This is a genomic window from Streptomyces sp. NPDC127092 (genome assembly GCF_042722475.1).
Taxonomy (GTDB): Bacteria; Actinomycetota; Actinomycetes; order Streptomycetales; family Streptomycetaceae; genus Streptomyces.
Map to the genome: position 1 here is coordinate 1 of NZ_JBHXFE010000027.1, position 14,232 is coordinate 14,232.

Here is a 14,232-nt window from a genome sequence, read left to right on the forward strand (position 1 = left end):
TGCGTCCTTCGCCGGCCCGGTCTGGCGGGTGTCGCCGAGGGCGGCGCGGCGGCGCGCCAGGACCTCGCGGGTGCGCTGGAGGCGCAGCGCCAGCTGCACCTCCAGGACCTGTCCGGGCTTCTGCCACTCCGGGCCGAGGAGTTCACCGATCCGCTCCAGGCGGCGCGAGACCGTGTTCGGGTGGACGTGCAGGGCCTCGGCCGCGTTGGTGGGACTGCCGCCGGAGGCGAAGTACGCCTCCAGGGTGCGGGTGAGATCGGTGAACCGCTCGGCGTCGTAGTCCAGTACCGGCCCGATCGCCGACTCGACGAAACCGTCGACGTCGTGGTCGTCGGACAGCAGCAGTCCCAGGAAGCCCAGGTCCTCCACGGACGCCGCCGCTCCCGTGCCGCCGAGCGCGCTCATCGCGTCCAGGCAGCGGGTGCCCTCCTGGTAGAGCCGGCCCACGGTGTCCGGGCTCCAGCCGGGGCCGGCCGCGCCCACCGAGACCGGGTGGCCGAGCAGCGGGGCCAGTTCGCCCGAGACGGCCTTCGCGGCGGCGGACGCGTCCACACCGGGCAGCAGCAGCACGATGCAGCCGCCCTGCACGGTCTTCAGCCCCGCCATCCGGTACGCGTACGAGGACGCCCACACCACCGCGCGGCCCTGCTCGCCGCCCTCGGGCCGGGCCACCACCAGGACGTGCGGCTTGCGCAGGTCGATGCCGAGGCGGCGGGCGCGCTGGGCGATCTGCTGCGGGGCGTGCTGCGGCTCGGCGAGCAGGTCGTCGAGGAGTTCGTCGCGGACGGGGCCCTCGGCGACGGCGGTGGAGCGCTGCATGAGGAGCAGGAAGGCGACGGACTGGGCGGCGAGTTCGAGCAGCCGCTCGTCCTCGCCGGTGAGCTCGGTCGCGGCGCTCACGACGAGGACGCCGAGGTCCTCGGAGCCGGCGATGACGGGCGCGACCCAGGTCTGCTCGGCGTCGCCGTCACCGGGGCCGTGATCGGAACCGTACGCCGGGCCGCACCCGGGCGGTCCCGCCTTGGCCCCGGCGCCGCCGGCGCGTACGGGGCGGCGGCCCGCGTGGGCGTCGAGCGAGGCCTTCGCCACCGCGTCCTCGTCGAGGCCGGGGATCTCGCCGGTGGCGGCGAGCGTGCGACCGCCGGTGTCGCGGACGAGTACGCACGCGTCGAGGGCGTCACCGGCCGCCTTGGCGACGCCGAGCAGGTCGCCGCCCGACAGCACCAGGTTCATGATCCGGCTGTGCGCCTCGCCGATGTAGCGCATGCGGGTGAGCGCGGTGCGGGCGCGGGAGCTGTCCTGTTCGAGTTCGGTGACCTCGGCCGTGGTCTGGTCGAGGAGTCCGGCCTTCTCCGTGGCGACGGCGGCCAGGTCGGCGAGCGGTGCGAGCAGCGCGAGCTCGGCGTCCGCGAACCTCCGGGCCCTGCGGTCGGCGCCGTACAGCAGGCCGAGGACGGTGTCGCCGATCCTCAGGGGCACGGCGAGGACGGCGCGCAGTCCCTCCTCGCGGACCACCTCGTCGACCGAGGGCAGGTGCGGGAAGCGGTCGTCCGCCAGGTAGTCCTCGGTCCAGGCCGGTCCGCCGGACGCGTGGACCAGGCCGCCGAGTCCCTGGCTGTCGAGGGCGCCGGAGCAGGCGGCGGCGTCGAAGGCGGTGAGGCCGCCCTCGGAGCTGTGCAGGACGCGTACGCCGTGGTCGTCGCGCAGGGTGACGCAGGCGAGGTCCAGGTCGAGGAGCCTGCGGGCCCGGCGGACGACCAGCCGCAGCAGGCCGTCCAGGTCGTACGGGAGGGTGAGGTCGCGGGCGGTGTCCGCGAGGGCGTCGAGGCCCGCCTCGCGCTGCTCGCGGCGGGCGAGCGAGCGGCCGACTCCGGTGGCGAGGTGCACCGCCCGCTCCAGGCGGGCGAGTTCGCCGGCGGGCATGCCGGACGCGCGGGCCTCGTCGAGCAGTTCGGCGAACCGCTCGGGCGGCGCCTGCTGGGCCAGCAGCTCCAGCACGGAGAGCGCGTCCACTCCCCCGCCCCCGTCCGTGCCGTGGTGGGACATGCCTCAACTCCCGCTGTTGAGCAGAACCAGGTGTCGCCGTTGACACCCGTACCGCTGGCCGAAACTAGATCGGACGTGCACGGCGGTCAACGGTGAGATCGACGACTTCATGGCTGTTCTTCACCTTCCGCCCCATTCCGCTGACTCCAGTGTGCCGGGGCCACCTTCGCGCGCCTGCGACGGGGTGGCGCGGGCACCTTGCCGGGCGGTGCGCGGGCGCGCCAGCGTGAGCGGGGCGCGCCCGACGGTGCGTCAGGGCCGGGCAGGGGCAGGCGGGACCGGGCACCCCGGGAGCGCCGACCTCGGGGTGCCGGGTCCGGCCGCCGGCCCGCCGGGCGGCGGGCGGATCAGGCCGGCGCACCCGCGACGGCCGGTACGAGCCGGAGCGGCCGCAGCCACGATCCCTGGGCCTGCGCCGGTACGCGGGGCCGGGGAGCCTCCCGTACGGTCAGCAGCGAGCGGTGCAGCCGGCGCAGCCGCGCCGAGGGCTCCCGGCCGCCGTCCTCGGCCAGGGCCACGCAGAGCCGGTGGTAGACCTCCACGGCGTCGTCGGTGCGGCCGGAGCGCAGCAGGGCGACCATGAACTGGGCGTGCAGCGACTCGTTGACGGGGTGCCGGGCGACGAGGACGGCGAGTTCGGGCACCATCTCGGCATGCCGGCCGAGCCCCAGCTGGGCCTCGACCCACTGGTCGAGCACGCTGAGCCGGGAGGCCTCCAGGCGCTCGGTCTCCGCGCGCAGCCCCGGGCCGGCGTCGACTCCCGCGTACGGCTCGCCGCGCCAGAGCGCCAGGGCCTCGCCGAGCCTGAGCGCGGCGCGCGCGAGGTCGCCCGCCTCCATGGCGCGGTAACCGGCGCCGGCCGCGCGCTCGAACTGCCACACGTCATGGGAACCGCCGCCGGTGTCGAGCCGGTAGCCGCCGGCCTGGGCGGCGAGCACGGTCTCGGGGGTGCGGCCGTCTGCCGCGCCGGGCCCGCCCTCCGGGCCGCGGCCGGCGCCCCGGCCGTCACTGAGCGCGGCGGCGATCAGCGAGCGCAGTCCCACGATGTGGGAGTGGAGCTCGGCGCGCGCTCCGCGGGGCGCGCCGGACGGCCACAGTTCTTCCATGAGGACGGAGACCGGGACGACCTGGTCGGCACAGGCGGCGAGCAGGGCGAGCAGCTGTCGCGGCGCGGCGGCGGTCGGGGTGATCGACACCCCGTTCTCGCGCACCGAAAGTCCCCCCAGGATCCGGACGTCCACGTTGCCCCCTCAGCCTCTGCGCACGGGATGACCCTCGACGATTAGAAAAGAGACCGCGCGGCATGTCAATAAGAAACCGGACGGTATGGAATCACTGGACTCGGTGGACGGAATTTTTGCCCGTTTCATCCGCGTTCGCGACCGTCAAGAGGTCGTCAAGCGCTCAAGAAACGTACTCCCGGATCCAGTTACTGGACCCACGGGTATGCTTTGGCGTTGGTTTTCAGGCAGCGGTGCGGGCGGCTTCCGGCCAGGAGCTCCGCAAAACCGGCACAGCGGTTTCGTTTGAGATCATGATGGCGCGCCGCGGGGGCCCTGGGAAGGTGGCGTCGGGACCGGCTCGGGAGCACGCGGGGCCGACAGGACCGGCCCCGGGCGCACGAAAGCCGCGCGGGAGACCACGCGGCGAAGGAAGACAGGGCCGGCCGGCAGGCGGGCCTAGGAGGGGGCGTCCGCGGCGCCGAGGGCCCGGGCGCCGCGGCCCGGCTCCAGGTCCAGCATGGTCAGCACGGACGGCACCACGATGCTGGGCAGTAAGTGGTGGTAGAGCGCCGAGGCCCAGCGCTCCATGGAGGAGCGGTCGCCCTCGAGGGCGTGGGTCATCAGGTTGAGCCCCGCGTAGGCGCCGACGACGAGCGGGGCGACCTCCTCGGGCACGGCGTGCGGCAGCAGCTCGCCGCGCTCCTTCGCCTCCCGGAGCAGGGCCAGGTTGATCTCGGTCCACTCGCGGTAGGGGCCGCTGCGGTTGAGTTCGTGGCCGCCCTGGTCGAGGGTGAGCCGGACGCTGCCGCTCAGCACCCGGTCGACGGTGAGCCGGTGTGCGAACACCATGCCGACGTCCACGAACTCCTGGACCTTGCACGTCTGCGGCGGCGCCGTGGGCACGACCGACACCTGGGCGTCGATCACCGCGTGCGCGAGGTCTTCCTTGGAGTCGAAGTGGAAGTAGAGCGCGCCCTTCGTCACCTGGGCGAGCGCCAGGATGTCGGAGAGCTTGGCCGCCTCGTAGCCCCGCTCGTCGAAGACGGCGGCAGCCGCCTCCAGGATCGCCTTGCGCGTGCGAATCGCCCGATCCTGCTTCGCCATGGGAGTCACGTCCCTCTCATCGCGCCCGAACCGGCATCCCGGTGGCCCGAGAAAACAAACCTTGGGGTACCTATTTTCCGGCAGCTGGAAGATACCCGAAGCCTTGTTCGCAGTGAACCCGCAAGCCCGGCCACCCGCTTTCGCAAGCCCCTGACCAGCGGAGTTGCGGACGGTGTCGAGTAAGAGAACGTCAGGTCGGCCGATAACGCACCGACCTGACGCACCGTCGCCCACCGCCGGATGTCACTCAGGGCGACCGGAAAACCGACCCTCCGGTCCAGTGTCGGTCGGCCGTCGGCCCGCAGCCCGTCGGCCGACAGCCGGCAGCCGTCAGCCGGTGACCACCGCCGAGGCCGTGAGGAGCCCGAAGGCGGCCAGGATCAGCAGGGTGCGGACCAGGTGGAGACGGTTCCAGCGCCGCTCGAAGGCCGCCCGTACGGCGGCCGCCGGCTCACCGGCCGGCTCCGACGCGGCGAGGGCGTTGTTGAGCGGGATGTTGCCCGCGACGGTGACCAGATGATTGGCCGCCGCACCGACGAGACCCGCCAGCACCAGCCACTTCTGGGTGTCGGTCCGCCCGTCGACCGGCACGGCCAGGGCCGCCGCGGGGAAGGCGACGGCCCCGAGGAAGACGAGCAGGAACACCGGCCTCGGCACGTACTCGTTGATCCGCCGCATCGCGTTCACGAACTCCTCGTCCGTGAGACGGCCCAGGGCGGGCATCACACCGGTCCGGAAGATGAGCATGAACCCGGCGTAGAGACCGGTGGACACGACGGCGAGGGCGAGCAGCAGGGCGGCCATGGGCATCATGATGGCCGATCACCCGGCGTACGGGTCGGAGGAACCGCTCAACCCGTCCGCCTGCCGGATCGCCTCGGCCAGCTCCCGCACCGACGCGGAGCGGGCCCGCTCGGCGATCGCACCGGCCCGGGCGGCCAGGCTCGACAGGACCGGCGCGCCGGGCAGGTCGCCGCCGCGCAGCCGGTCGGCGAAGTACGCGGCGATCGCAGTCAGTTGCAGGCTGTCGTGACCGTCGCCCCAGATCGGCGCGGTCATGGCGGCGGCGTCCACGCTGCCCGAGCGCTCGTGCGGGGCGCGGGTGGCCGGGTCGAGCCAGCGGACGGTGGCCGTGGCGACCCTGCCGCGCTGCCCCGGCCGCAGCTTCACCGCGTACAGCGCGGTCACGGTGTGTCCGGCGCCGATCTCGCCGCCGTCGACCCGGTCGTCGCGGAAGTCGTCGTCGGCGACCTTCCGGTTCTCGTAGCCGACGAGCCGGAACTCCTCCACGGTCTTCTCGTCGAAGGCGACCTGGGCCTTGGCGTCCCGGGCGCGCAGTTCGACGTGGCCGGGGAGCTGGTCGACGAAGACCTTGCGGGCCTGTTCGGGGGTGGCGACGTAGGTGGTGTGGCCGTCGCCCTTGTCGGCGAGCCGCTCCATGAACGCGTCGCCGTAGTCGCTGCCGACGCCGACGCCGAACAGGGTGATCCCGTACGTGCGGCGCTCGGTGTCGATGCGCTCCAGGATGCCTTCGGCGTCGGTGTCGCCGGTGTTGGCGAGGGCGTCGGAGAGCAGCACGACCCGGTTGGTGGCGCCCGTGCGGCGGCCCTCGACGGCGACGTCGTAGCCGGTGCGGACGCCGGCCTCCACGTTGGTGGAGGAGCTGGTCTCCAGGCCGTCGACGACGTCGTGGATCCGGCCGCGGTTCTCGCCGACCCGGGTCATGGGGAGCCGGACCTCGGCGTCGGAGCTGAAGGTGACGAGGGCGACGGAGTCGTCGTCGCGCAGCCGGTCGGCGAGCAGCCCGAGCGACTCCTTGACGAGGTCGAGCCGACCGGGCTCGCCCATGGAACCGGACACGTCGATGACGAACGTGAGGGCGGCGGGCGGGCGTTCGCCGTCGCCGGGCCGGGTCGCGAGCCCGACCCGGAGCAGCGACCAGCCGGCCGCGTCGGAGCGGGCGCCGTCGAGGGTGACGCTGAAGCCGTTGTCCTTCGGCCGCGGGTAGTCGGGCCGGAAGCTGTTGACGAACTCCTCGGGCCGTACGTCAGCGGGGTCGGGCAGCCGGCCCTCGGCGAGGGTGCGGCGGGCGTAGCCGTACGAGGCGGTGTCGACGTCGAGGGCGAAGGTGGAGAGCCGCTCGGGCGCCTCGGGCGCACCGGACGGCCGCCGCGCGTCCGGGGCGTCGGGCGCGGGCGCGGGGGCGCCGCGGTCGGGAGCGGCGCGGTCGGCGCTGGTCCGGCCGGACCCGTCGGAACCGCCGGCGCATCCGGTCAGCAGCAGGGCGCCGCCGAGCAGTCCGGCCGCCACTTTCGTCGAGAGCCTTCGTCTCATGAACATCTCCCCCACGTCTCCTTCCCCCATGTCCCCTTCGGAGTCACGCACTTGTGAATGTGACGTCCGAGGAGGCCGGAAGGAGCAGACGAAGGAGTTGCGGATGGATCTCAATGCGGCAACGGCGGCGGGGGCGCGCTGCCGTGGCAGGGACTCGCCATCCTTGTCAACAGGGGTTGTCACCGTGTGCAGTCGCGTGCGTACATGGAGTGGCACACCGATCGGGCGGGGGTGGTCAGCGGTGTCAGAGACTGCGGGCTCCGTGATGCTCGCCCGTTCGGCGATGGGCCGTGCCGGTCCGGAGCCCCAGCGTCCTCCCGGGCGCCCGGTCCGCGGCACGCGGCGGGTCAGCGCGGCGCTCGCGGGCCTCGCGGCCTCGGCGCGGCACGAGTTGCTGACCTTCGACGATCCGGCGGCCTCCGCCTCGCGTGCGATCCCCGAGCCGTTCCTGGAGCTGGCAGGAGCGTGCATGCGCGCGGCGGCGGAGCGGGCCGGCGAGGTCCGCCGGATCGTCCCCCGCCACGCCCTCCCCCAGGTGGCGGGGACGGTCCGGGTCCCGGGCCGGGCGAGGGTCGCGGACTCGATCCCCTTCAAGATGATCGTGGTCGACCGCACCGTCGCCGCGGTCCCGCTCGACCTCGAACTCCACTACAACGGCCTGCTCCTGATCCGCGACCCGGTCGTCGTCCAGGCCCTGGTCCGCGCCCACCACGCCTCCTGGGACACCAGCCAGGAACTGGCCGGCCTCACCCCGCCCGCCCGCGACCTCCCGCCCCAGCTCCGCCCGGTCCTCGACGCCCTCCTCGCCGGCCTCACCGACGAAACCGCCGCGGCCCGCCTCGGCATGTCCCCCCGCACCTACAGCCGCCGCGTCGGCGAACTGATGGCGGCCCTGGGCACGACGAGCCGCTTCCGCGCGGGGGCGGAAGCGGCTCGGAGGGGGTGGGTGTGACGAGAACCGTGCAGTCAGTCAGTCGGTCCTGCGGATCGCCAGTTCCCACTCCCGTTGAATCACAGCAGCTTGCTGTCGCACACGTCGATTAACCCGTGGATGTCCGCTTGTGTAGCCGGCCAGAATCAGAAGCGGTATTTCACTCCCGTCCTTTGTCTTGACCACCGGCATTTCAGCCTCAAGCAGGCCGTTCCCACCGACGTATTCGACCGTGACGGACTGTACCGCATCCCACGTGAAGCGCTTACGCTTAAGGATTCCGCGATACAGAACTCCACGGTCATTCACTCGCACTCCGGCGAAAGGCGCGGTAGCCACCACCCATACACCGATGACCAAAGCGATGACGACCGTGAACTCGTTGCCGTCGAACTTGCCGAGCAGCAGACCAGACAGACCGATAGCAAGAGGAAGAAGCCCCATACCGAAGGAAGCCCACTTCCATGTGCCAGACAGCATTGTGATTCCCTTTCGGATTGCGGGCCATGCGGCCCCGAACCTGCGAAATAGATTCGGGCGCCACATCGCTTTCCGCTAATCGCCACTGAAGAACGACGCCGTCGCATTGATGACGGTCGGAGCCGACGTCGCCAGAGTGTAGAGCGGATGATACGCCTGGCCACCCTTCCAGGAGGCCGCCTTATACATCGCCGGCACGCGGCCGGTTTCCCTTACACCGGAGAGCTTGCCGAACTTGGCCCACCTCATGGCAGTTCCTCCGACACCGAAGGTCGATGCCGTGAGCACAGCATCGAAAGTGTTCTCGCGCCATGTCTTCTTCCAGCCTCCTCCTTCAGCCGCACGCTGCTGAGCTCTGACTCCGTAAGCAGCTGCCTGAAGACCGGCGCAGGCGGCCCAACCCACAGCGGGCACGAAGCACCCCACGGTCGCTGCCACACTCGCTACGAGGCCGCGGTTATCCCAGAGCCAATTAGCCCCTGCCTCAACGTTGTTGACCGTATCTGCGGCAACACCAAGGGCAAATTTGGTGAGCGGCTCCCTCAGGGCATTCCATGAGTGCCCCAAGATGCTCAGTTGTGGATTATCGCTATGCGCCTGCCGGGCCGCCTCCCGCTGCGCGGCCTCCTTTAGCGCAGCAGCCCTCAGCGCCTCCACTTGTTTCGCGTCGTAGTGGTACACCTTGTAGTGTCGGGGATTCGCTCGGTAATGCCAGTACTTGCGGTGAGACGCGCGGTCCGACTTCACCTTGATGTCAAAGTCGCCCTTACCATAGTCGTAGTGGATGGACATGCCACGATCGTTGGCCCAGTAGTAGTCCGCGACTCCATTACCGCCCGCCGGACCGTCCGGGCGCAGGCCCGTCGGGTCGGACTTCGTGATCGGGGAGTTGTGGGCGTAGCTGTAGGCGTTCATCTGGGCCGGGTCCTGGGGGTCCATGACCGGGTCGACGGAAAGGAAGCGGCCCAGTGAGGGGTCGTACTCGCGGGCGCCTATGTGTGTGAGGCCCGACTGGGCGTCGATCGTGCCGCCCACGAAGCCCTTCTCGCTCGGCCAGTTACTGGCCACGCCCCGGGCGTTGCCGTAGGGGTCCTGGCGTCGTCGGGTGATCATGCCGGTGGCGGCGGCGATGGCGACGAGGCCTGTGCCCTGCTGGTCGGAGCCCATGAAGTGCAGGTCGCCCTTGTCCTGGCGGACGGCGACCGTCTGGCCCGCGAAGGTGTAGTAGCGGGTGGCCTCGACGGCGGTGCCGCCGGTCGGGAGCTTCAGTTCCATGCCTGGCAGGTAGAGCGTGGTGCCCGTGGCATCCTTCCGGACGGCCCGGTTGCCGTCCGCGTCGTACAGGAAGGTGGACTGCTTGCCGTCCGCCTCGGCGATCTTCGTCGCCTTGCCCTCGGAGTTCCATTCCACGCTCTGAGTGGCGGTACCGGAGGTTCGCGTGTCGGTGTTGCCGCTCTCGTCGTAGTGGTAGGTAGAAGTGCGGGCGCCCGCCGGGTCGGCCTCGTCGACCTTGGTGACGGCGTGCGGACCCGCGGTGCCCTCCCCGTAGGTGAAGGTCCGGGTGACGTCCTTGGTCGCGTCCAAACCGGTGTCGTGCGTGACGTCCTTCGTCCGGTTGCCGATGGAGTCCGTGGTGTAGGACTTCCAGTAGGCGGCGGGGCCGCCGAGCGGGTTCGCGCCGGGCGCCGCGGCACAGGCCGTGGGAGCCTTGCCGTTCTGCGTCGCGCCGACTGTGCCGGAGCCCGTCGCCTCGGCACCGACGGCGGCCGGGGTCCACGCCTCGGTGAGTCGCTGGCCCGCGTCGTAGGCGAAGCACTGCACGTCGGCGACCGCATCTGATGTGTCGGTGACGGACAGGACGTTGCCGGACTGGTCGTAGGAGTACGCGGTCGCCTTCGCCGGAGCCGTGGCGCCCTCGACGTCGACCGTCGAGCCGATCAGCCGCTGGGAGCCCTTCTCGTAGTCGAAGGACTGTTGGACCTGCCGGCCGCTGCCCGAGGCCATCACCAAGCCCTTGAGCTGCCCGGTACCCGTGTACAGCGTGTCCTTGACGTACGTGGACAACACGCTGGTCATGGTGTCAGGACGACGCAGCTCGTCGTATGTGTAGGCGAAGGTCTCGACGGGCAGCTTGCCCGCCGCCGGCATGGCCGTGCTGGTGGGGTTGCCGTCGAGCCCGTACTGGGTCGTGAAGCTGTAGGTGCCTTGGAGTTTGGCGTCCACCCCGGCGGCCACGTAGTAGTCGGTCCTCTCCGGCCGGTAGAGCGCGTCGCGGGTCTGGATGTAGCTGGAGTAGGCCTCGACACCGTCGACGTACCGGATGGAGGCCCAGGGCTGTCCCAGGTAGCCGGCGTTGTCGTACAGGTTCTCGGTCAGCTGCTTGCCCGTACCGGGGTCACCCTCCCACGTGCCGGTCTCACGCCCGAGCACGTCATAGGTGGTGGAGATCTTCTTCTTCCGGGCGTCCTCGGTCCACTTGGGACGGTCGAGGTTGTCGTACGCGGTGGTCGCCGTGCCCGCGTCGGGGTCCACCGTCGTGGTCTTGCGTCCGAGCTGGTCGTAACCGTAGCGCCAGACGTTGCCCTGGGAGTCGGTGACCGTCTCCAACTGACCGCGCTGGGTGTACGTGTACGTGATGGAGTCGTACTGGGTGCCGGGGCCGAGCGGATCAGGGGATGCGGTGCGGTAGTGACGGCGCTCCTTGACCCGACCGTGGACGTCGTTGATCGTCGTCGTGGGCACGCCGCCGACCGGCGGGTCGACGTGGACCGCGTTGCCGTCGTAGGCGGTGGTCGTGCGCCACTGCTCGTTGCCCGCGATGAGGGAGATCTCCGCGGTGGTCCGGCCGAGACCGTCGTACTCGTAGACGGTCTGCGCGCCGACCTGACCGTTGAGCACGGTCACCAGCTCGTCGGACGGCGCTCCTGTCGCGTTGTAGGTGGCGTTGGTCTTCCGCTTTTTCCCGGTTCCGTCGTACCAGACGTCGCTGACGAGACGGGTGCCGCCGGCGCCCGGGGCCTGGGTCTGCCGCAGACGGAGCAGGCTGTCGTAGAGCTGGAACGAGGCCTCGTAGGACCCGTCATTCTTGAGCGTTTCCGTCGTGACCGCGACCGGCTTGTCGCGGCGGACGTTGTAGGCGTACTTGAGGCTCGGGGTGGAAGTCCTGGCCCGGTTGGCGAGCCACACCGAGGTGAGCCGGCCCAGCGGGTCGTACGCCAGGTCCGTGCGCTTCTTGTTCGGGTCGGTGACGCCGGTGGCCACGCCCCAGGCGGGGGCGTAGTCGGTGACGGTGACGTGCTTGAGCGCGTTGGTCACCGTGGTTTTGGTCAGAAGACCGTTGGTGTCGGTGTAGGCGGTCGTGGTCGGATTGAGGTCCGCGTCCTTGACCAGTGTCGGACGGCCGTAGCCGTCGTAGTCGGTGGTGCTCACGGGATCGTAGTGGGGCGTCGTCCCGTCGTGGGAGGTCAGTCGCTTGGTCTCGGTGACGTCACCGGCAGCGTTGTACGTGGACGTCTCGTCGCTGATGACCTGAGTCCTGCGGTCCGGCGTGGCGGCGCAGTTCACGGAGACCGTCTCCTTGCGGGAGATCTGGTCGAAGACGTTCTGGGCCGGCACGTCGGCGTACGAGGGCCGGACGCACTTGTCGTCGACGGCGGTCGTGACATCGCCGAGGTCTTCGCTGTACTTGAGTCGGGTGCCCGGCACGCTCGTGTCGTAGGCGGAGACCGACTTGGTCTGGGTCCAGGTGTTGTCTGACTGACGGTGGTACTCGCGGGTCGAACCCGCACGGACCACGGTGGCCCTGCTCGTGCCCCAGCTCTTGGTCTGGGTGGCGGTGTCCACCTTCCACGGCTCGGTGAGCGTCTTGGAGACCACCGTGCCGGCGACGGCGGTGTCGTATGCCTGCTTCTCGATCTCGAAGCCTGTGAACTCCTTGCTGCCGGTGTACTCGACGTCGGTGGAGTCCTTCACCTTCTCGACCCGGGTGGCGGTGCCGGTGCCGGGCAGCTTGTCGCCGTCGAGTCCCTGCAGATACGTGTAGTCGACGCGGGACGACATGGTCTGACCGTCGCCGCCCGTGACCGTGACCTTGCCGTAGCCCTGCCACTGGCTCCAGGTCAGGTACTTCGGGTCGGTGATGCCATTGGGCTCGGCGTACCGCCAGCCGGCGTCGCCCTGGTAGGCGTAGCGGGTGACGAGGTCGTCGCTTCCGCCCGTACGGTCGGTGTCGGTGATCTGCTGGACGACGTACTTGTGGAACCAGTCCGTCTGCGGACCGGCGGCGCCGGGTGGCGTCCACACGACGGGATAGCAGCGCCTGGTCGAGGAACCGGGCTGCGGCAGTGTGGTCGGCGTGCACTCGGTGGGCGCGTAGGTGATGTCGAGCTGGGCTCCGGTCTCACTGGTCACGGTGGTGAGGCGGAAGCGGTAAAACGGATCGGTGTTGTCGGTGTCGCTGTCGACCCGGTTCATCTTGGCTTCGCCCTGAAGGTCCACGGAGGGCAGTGCGGCAGTGCCGGTACCGGCCCGGCCCTCGTGGTCGATCTTCGAGAGCCACAGGGACTTGGTGGCGTCACCGTTGTCAGTGAACAGATGCGTGAATGTCCACGCATCGACTTCGTCGTATTCCCCGGCAACGGCGCTGGTGCTCATCTGGGTGGTGACGCTGATGAGCCGCCGGGTGGTCCAGAAGGTCTGCGTGCTCTGTGCAAGGGTGCACTTGGTATTGGCAGCACAGTTGCGGTCGAACGGGGTGTCGGGCCAGCGCGCGGCGTTGGCCGCCGTGAACTTCGACGGATGGCAGTCGAACGTGGTGTCCGGAAGACAACGCTCGGCCGTGCCGAACACGACCCGTGCCGGGGCCTTCGTGGAGTAAACGGCGCCGTCACGCTGTCCGTAGTCGATGCGCTCGACATATCCGGCGCGGTGGTAGGCGGTGCCGTTGACGTCCGTCTTGCCGTTCAAGGCGTAGTAGTTGGTCTCGGGCTTGTAGAAGTACGACCTGACATCGCCGTGACGGTCCTTGACGTAGTCGAGGTTCCAGCGCCAGGCCTGCTTGCAGTGAGCGCTGGTGAACGTCGCGTTGTAGCACGGCTCATTGACGTCGTCACCGAACACGGGAGCCGTCCAGACGGACTGAGTCTCCTGCTTGCCCGATGTCCAGCCGGGGAGTCGGTTCAGACCGAAGTAATACTCTGTGCCGTCGGTCGTGGTGATCTTCCAGTACTCGTCGTCGTTGTCGTCGCTGCCAGTGGCGTACGTGCGGCTGTCGAGCTTTTCGATCTTGGCTCCGTTGTCGGTGGCGAAATGCCACGTGCCGTCCTTGTCGCTCTTGACGAGCGCAGAGGACTGGCCGTTGAGCATCACTGTGGCGTTCTCGTACGCCCAGCACTGCTCGCCCGAGCCGGAGTGCCCGTCGTCGGAGCAGGGCTTGTACGAGCGCTCGATGTAGTCCGGCTCATAGCTGAAGCCCTCACCGAGCCAGGAACCCTGGTTGTTGGTGGCAGCGGTTCGACCGTCGGCGGACTGGGACGAGTAGCCCAGCTCGATGTTGGGAGCGATGTCGCCGGGGGTCGGCACCATGCGCAGGGGGTAGCTCCACGAGAAGCCACCGGAGGAGTTGGACACCGACCAGCTCGCCGAGGGGGCCAGCGGAGTGGCCTTGTAGTCGCCCTTCGCCGAGGAGGCGGTGGCGGTCAGCGCGTAGACGGCCGCAGGAGCGTTCGCCGCGGTCGCGGTGACGTCGGAGCTGACGGTGCGGTGCGCCGTGTCGTTCTCGGACACAAGAGTCTTCGGGACGGCCGTGCAGTCCCTGCTGCCCGGCGCCTTCGTGACCGCACAGGCCGGCAGCTGAACGAGGGTGAGCCGGGAGCCGTAGGCACCGCCCGCGCCGTCGGAGAACGACGAGTAGTCCAGGGAGAGCCGCACGGACGAGGCACTGGAACCGGCGTCGGCGCGTTCGACGGTGAAGAGGGCAGCGCCGCCCCAGCGGGCGGCCTTGTCCCGGCCAAGGGAACTGATCTTCACCTTGGCGGGGGTGCCGGCCGCGCTCTTCGCACGTGCAGGCGCGACGGTCACGGGAAGACCTCCCACGCGGGTCTTCCCGACGGCCGC

8 protein-coding genes are annotated in these 14,232 nt (G+C 70.2%); 1 reads left to right on the forward strand and 7 read right to left on the reverse strand.

All coding sequences use genetic code 11. From position 1 onward, the window contains the following. The 5 genes from ACFWJO_RS22280 to ACFWJO_RS22300 all read right to left on the reverse strand — a co-directional run. Positions 1–2,046, reverse strand: a 2,046-nt coding sequence (locus ACFWJO_RS22280; RefSeq protein ID WP_386867618.1) for a helix-turn-helix domain-containing protein, incomplete at its 3' end; no start/stop codon positions are given. 347 nt (positions 2,047–2,393) lie between these two features. Then, entirely contained in the window at positions 2,394–3,287 is an 894-nt protein-coding gene (locus ACFWJO_RS22285) for a BTAD domain-containing putative transcriptional regulator (RefSeq protein ID WP_386867620.1), read from the reverse strand. Positions 3,288–3,725: 438 nt separating this feature from the next. Beyond that, positions 3,726–4,373, reverse strand: a complete 648-nt coding sequence (locus ACFWJO_RS22290; RefSeq protein ID WP_386867622.1) for a ScbR family autoregulator-binding transcription factor — start codon at positions 4,371–4,373, stop codon at positions 3,726–3,728. Positions 4,374–4,703: 330 nt separating this feature from the next. Beyond that, positions 4,704–5,177 carry a DUF1772 domain-containing protein gene (locus ACFWJO_RS22295; RefSeq protein ID WP_386867624.1) on the reverse strand — a complete coding sequence of 158 codons (474 nt, stop codon included), beginning with the start codon at positions 5,175–5,177 and terminating at the stop codon, positions 4,704–4,706. A gap of 18 nt (positions 5,178–5,195) precedes the next feature. Then, positions 5,196–6,707 (reverse strand): von Willebrand factor type A domain-containing protein, encoded by a 1,512-nt coding sequence (locus ACFWJO_RS22300; protein WP_386867626.1) that lies wholly within the window; start codon positions 6,705–6,707, stop codon positions 5,196–5,198. 241 nt (positions 6,708–6,948) lie between these two features. Between ACFWJO_RS22300 and ACFWJO_RS22305 the strand changes: the two genes are divergently transcribed. After that, complete coding sequence (locus ACFWJO_RS22305) at positions 6,949–7,659, forward strand: DNA-binding response regulator (protein ID WP_386867628.1); 711 nt, start codon at positions 6,949–6,951, stop codon at positions 7,657–7,659. An 18-nt stretch (positions 7,660–7,677) separates the two neighbouring features. Here the strand turns inward: ACFWJO_RS22305 and ACFWJO_RS22310 are convergent, their stop codons facing one another. Together ACFWJO_RS22310 and ACFWJO_RS22315 are read right to left on the reverse strand one after the other, a co-directional pair. Beyond that, a complete protein-coding gene (locus ACFWJO_RS22310) occupies positions 7,678–8,118 on the reverse strand; it encodes a hypothetical protein (RefSeq protein ID WP_386867630.1) in 441 nt (146 codons plus the stop codon). Between the two features lie 75 nt (positions 8,119–8,193). Beyond that, positions 8,194–14,196 (reverse strand): RHS repeat-associated core domain-containing protein, encoded by a 6,003-nt coding sequence (locus tag ACFWJO_RS22315; RefSeq protein WP_386867632.1) that lies wholly within the window; start codon positions 14,194–14,196, stop codon positions 8,194–8,196. Positions 14,197–14,232 lie beyond the last annotated feature (36 nt).

Bases quoted from the DNA above. Each gene is read 5' to 3' on its own strand.
- ACFWJO_RS22290 (WP_386867622.1), bottom strand. From the start codon at position 4,373: ATGGCGAAGCAGGATCGGGCGATTCGCACGCGCAAGGCGATCCTGGAG.
- ACFWJO_RS22295 (WP_386867624.1), bottom strand. From the start codon at position 5,177: ATGGCCGCCCTGCTGCTCGCCCTCGCCGTCGTGTCCACCGGTCTCTAC.
- ACFWJO_RS22300 (WP_386867626.1), bottom strand. From the start codon at position 6,707: ATGAGACGAAGGCTCTCGACGAAAGTGGCGGCCGGACTGCTCGGCGGC.
- ACFWJO_RS22310 (WP_386867630.1), bottom strand. From the start codon at position 8,118: ATGCTGTCTGGCACATGGAAGTGGGCTTCCTTCGGTATGGGGCTTCTT.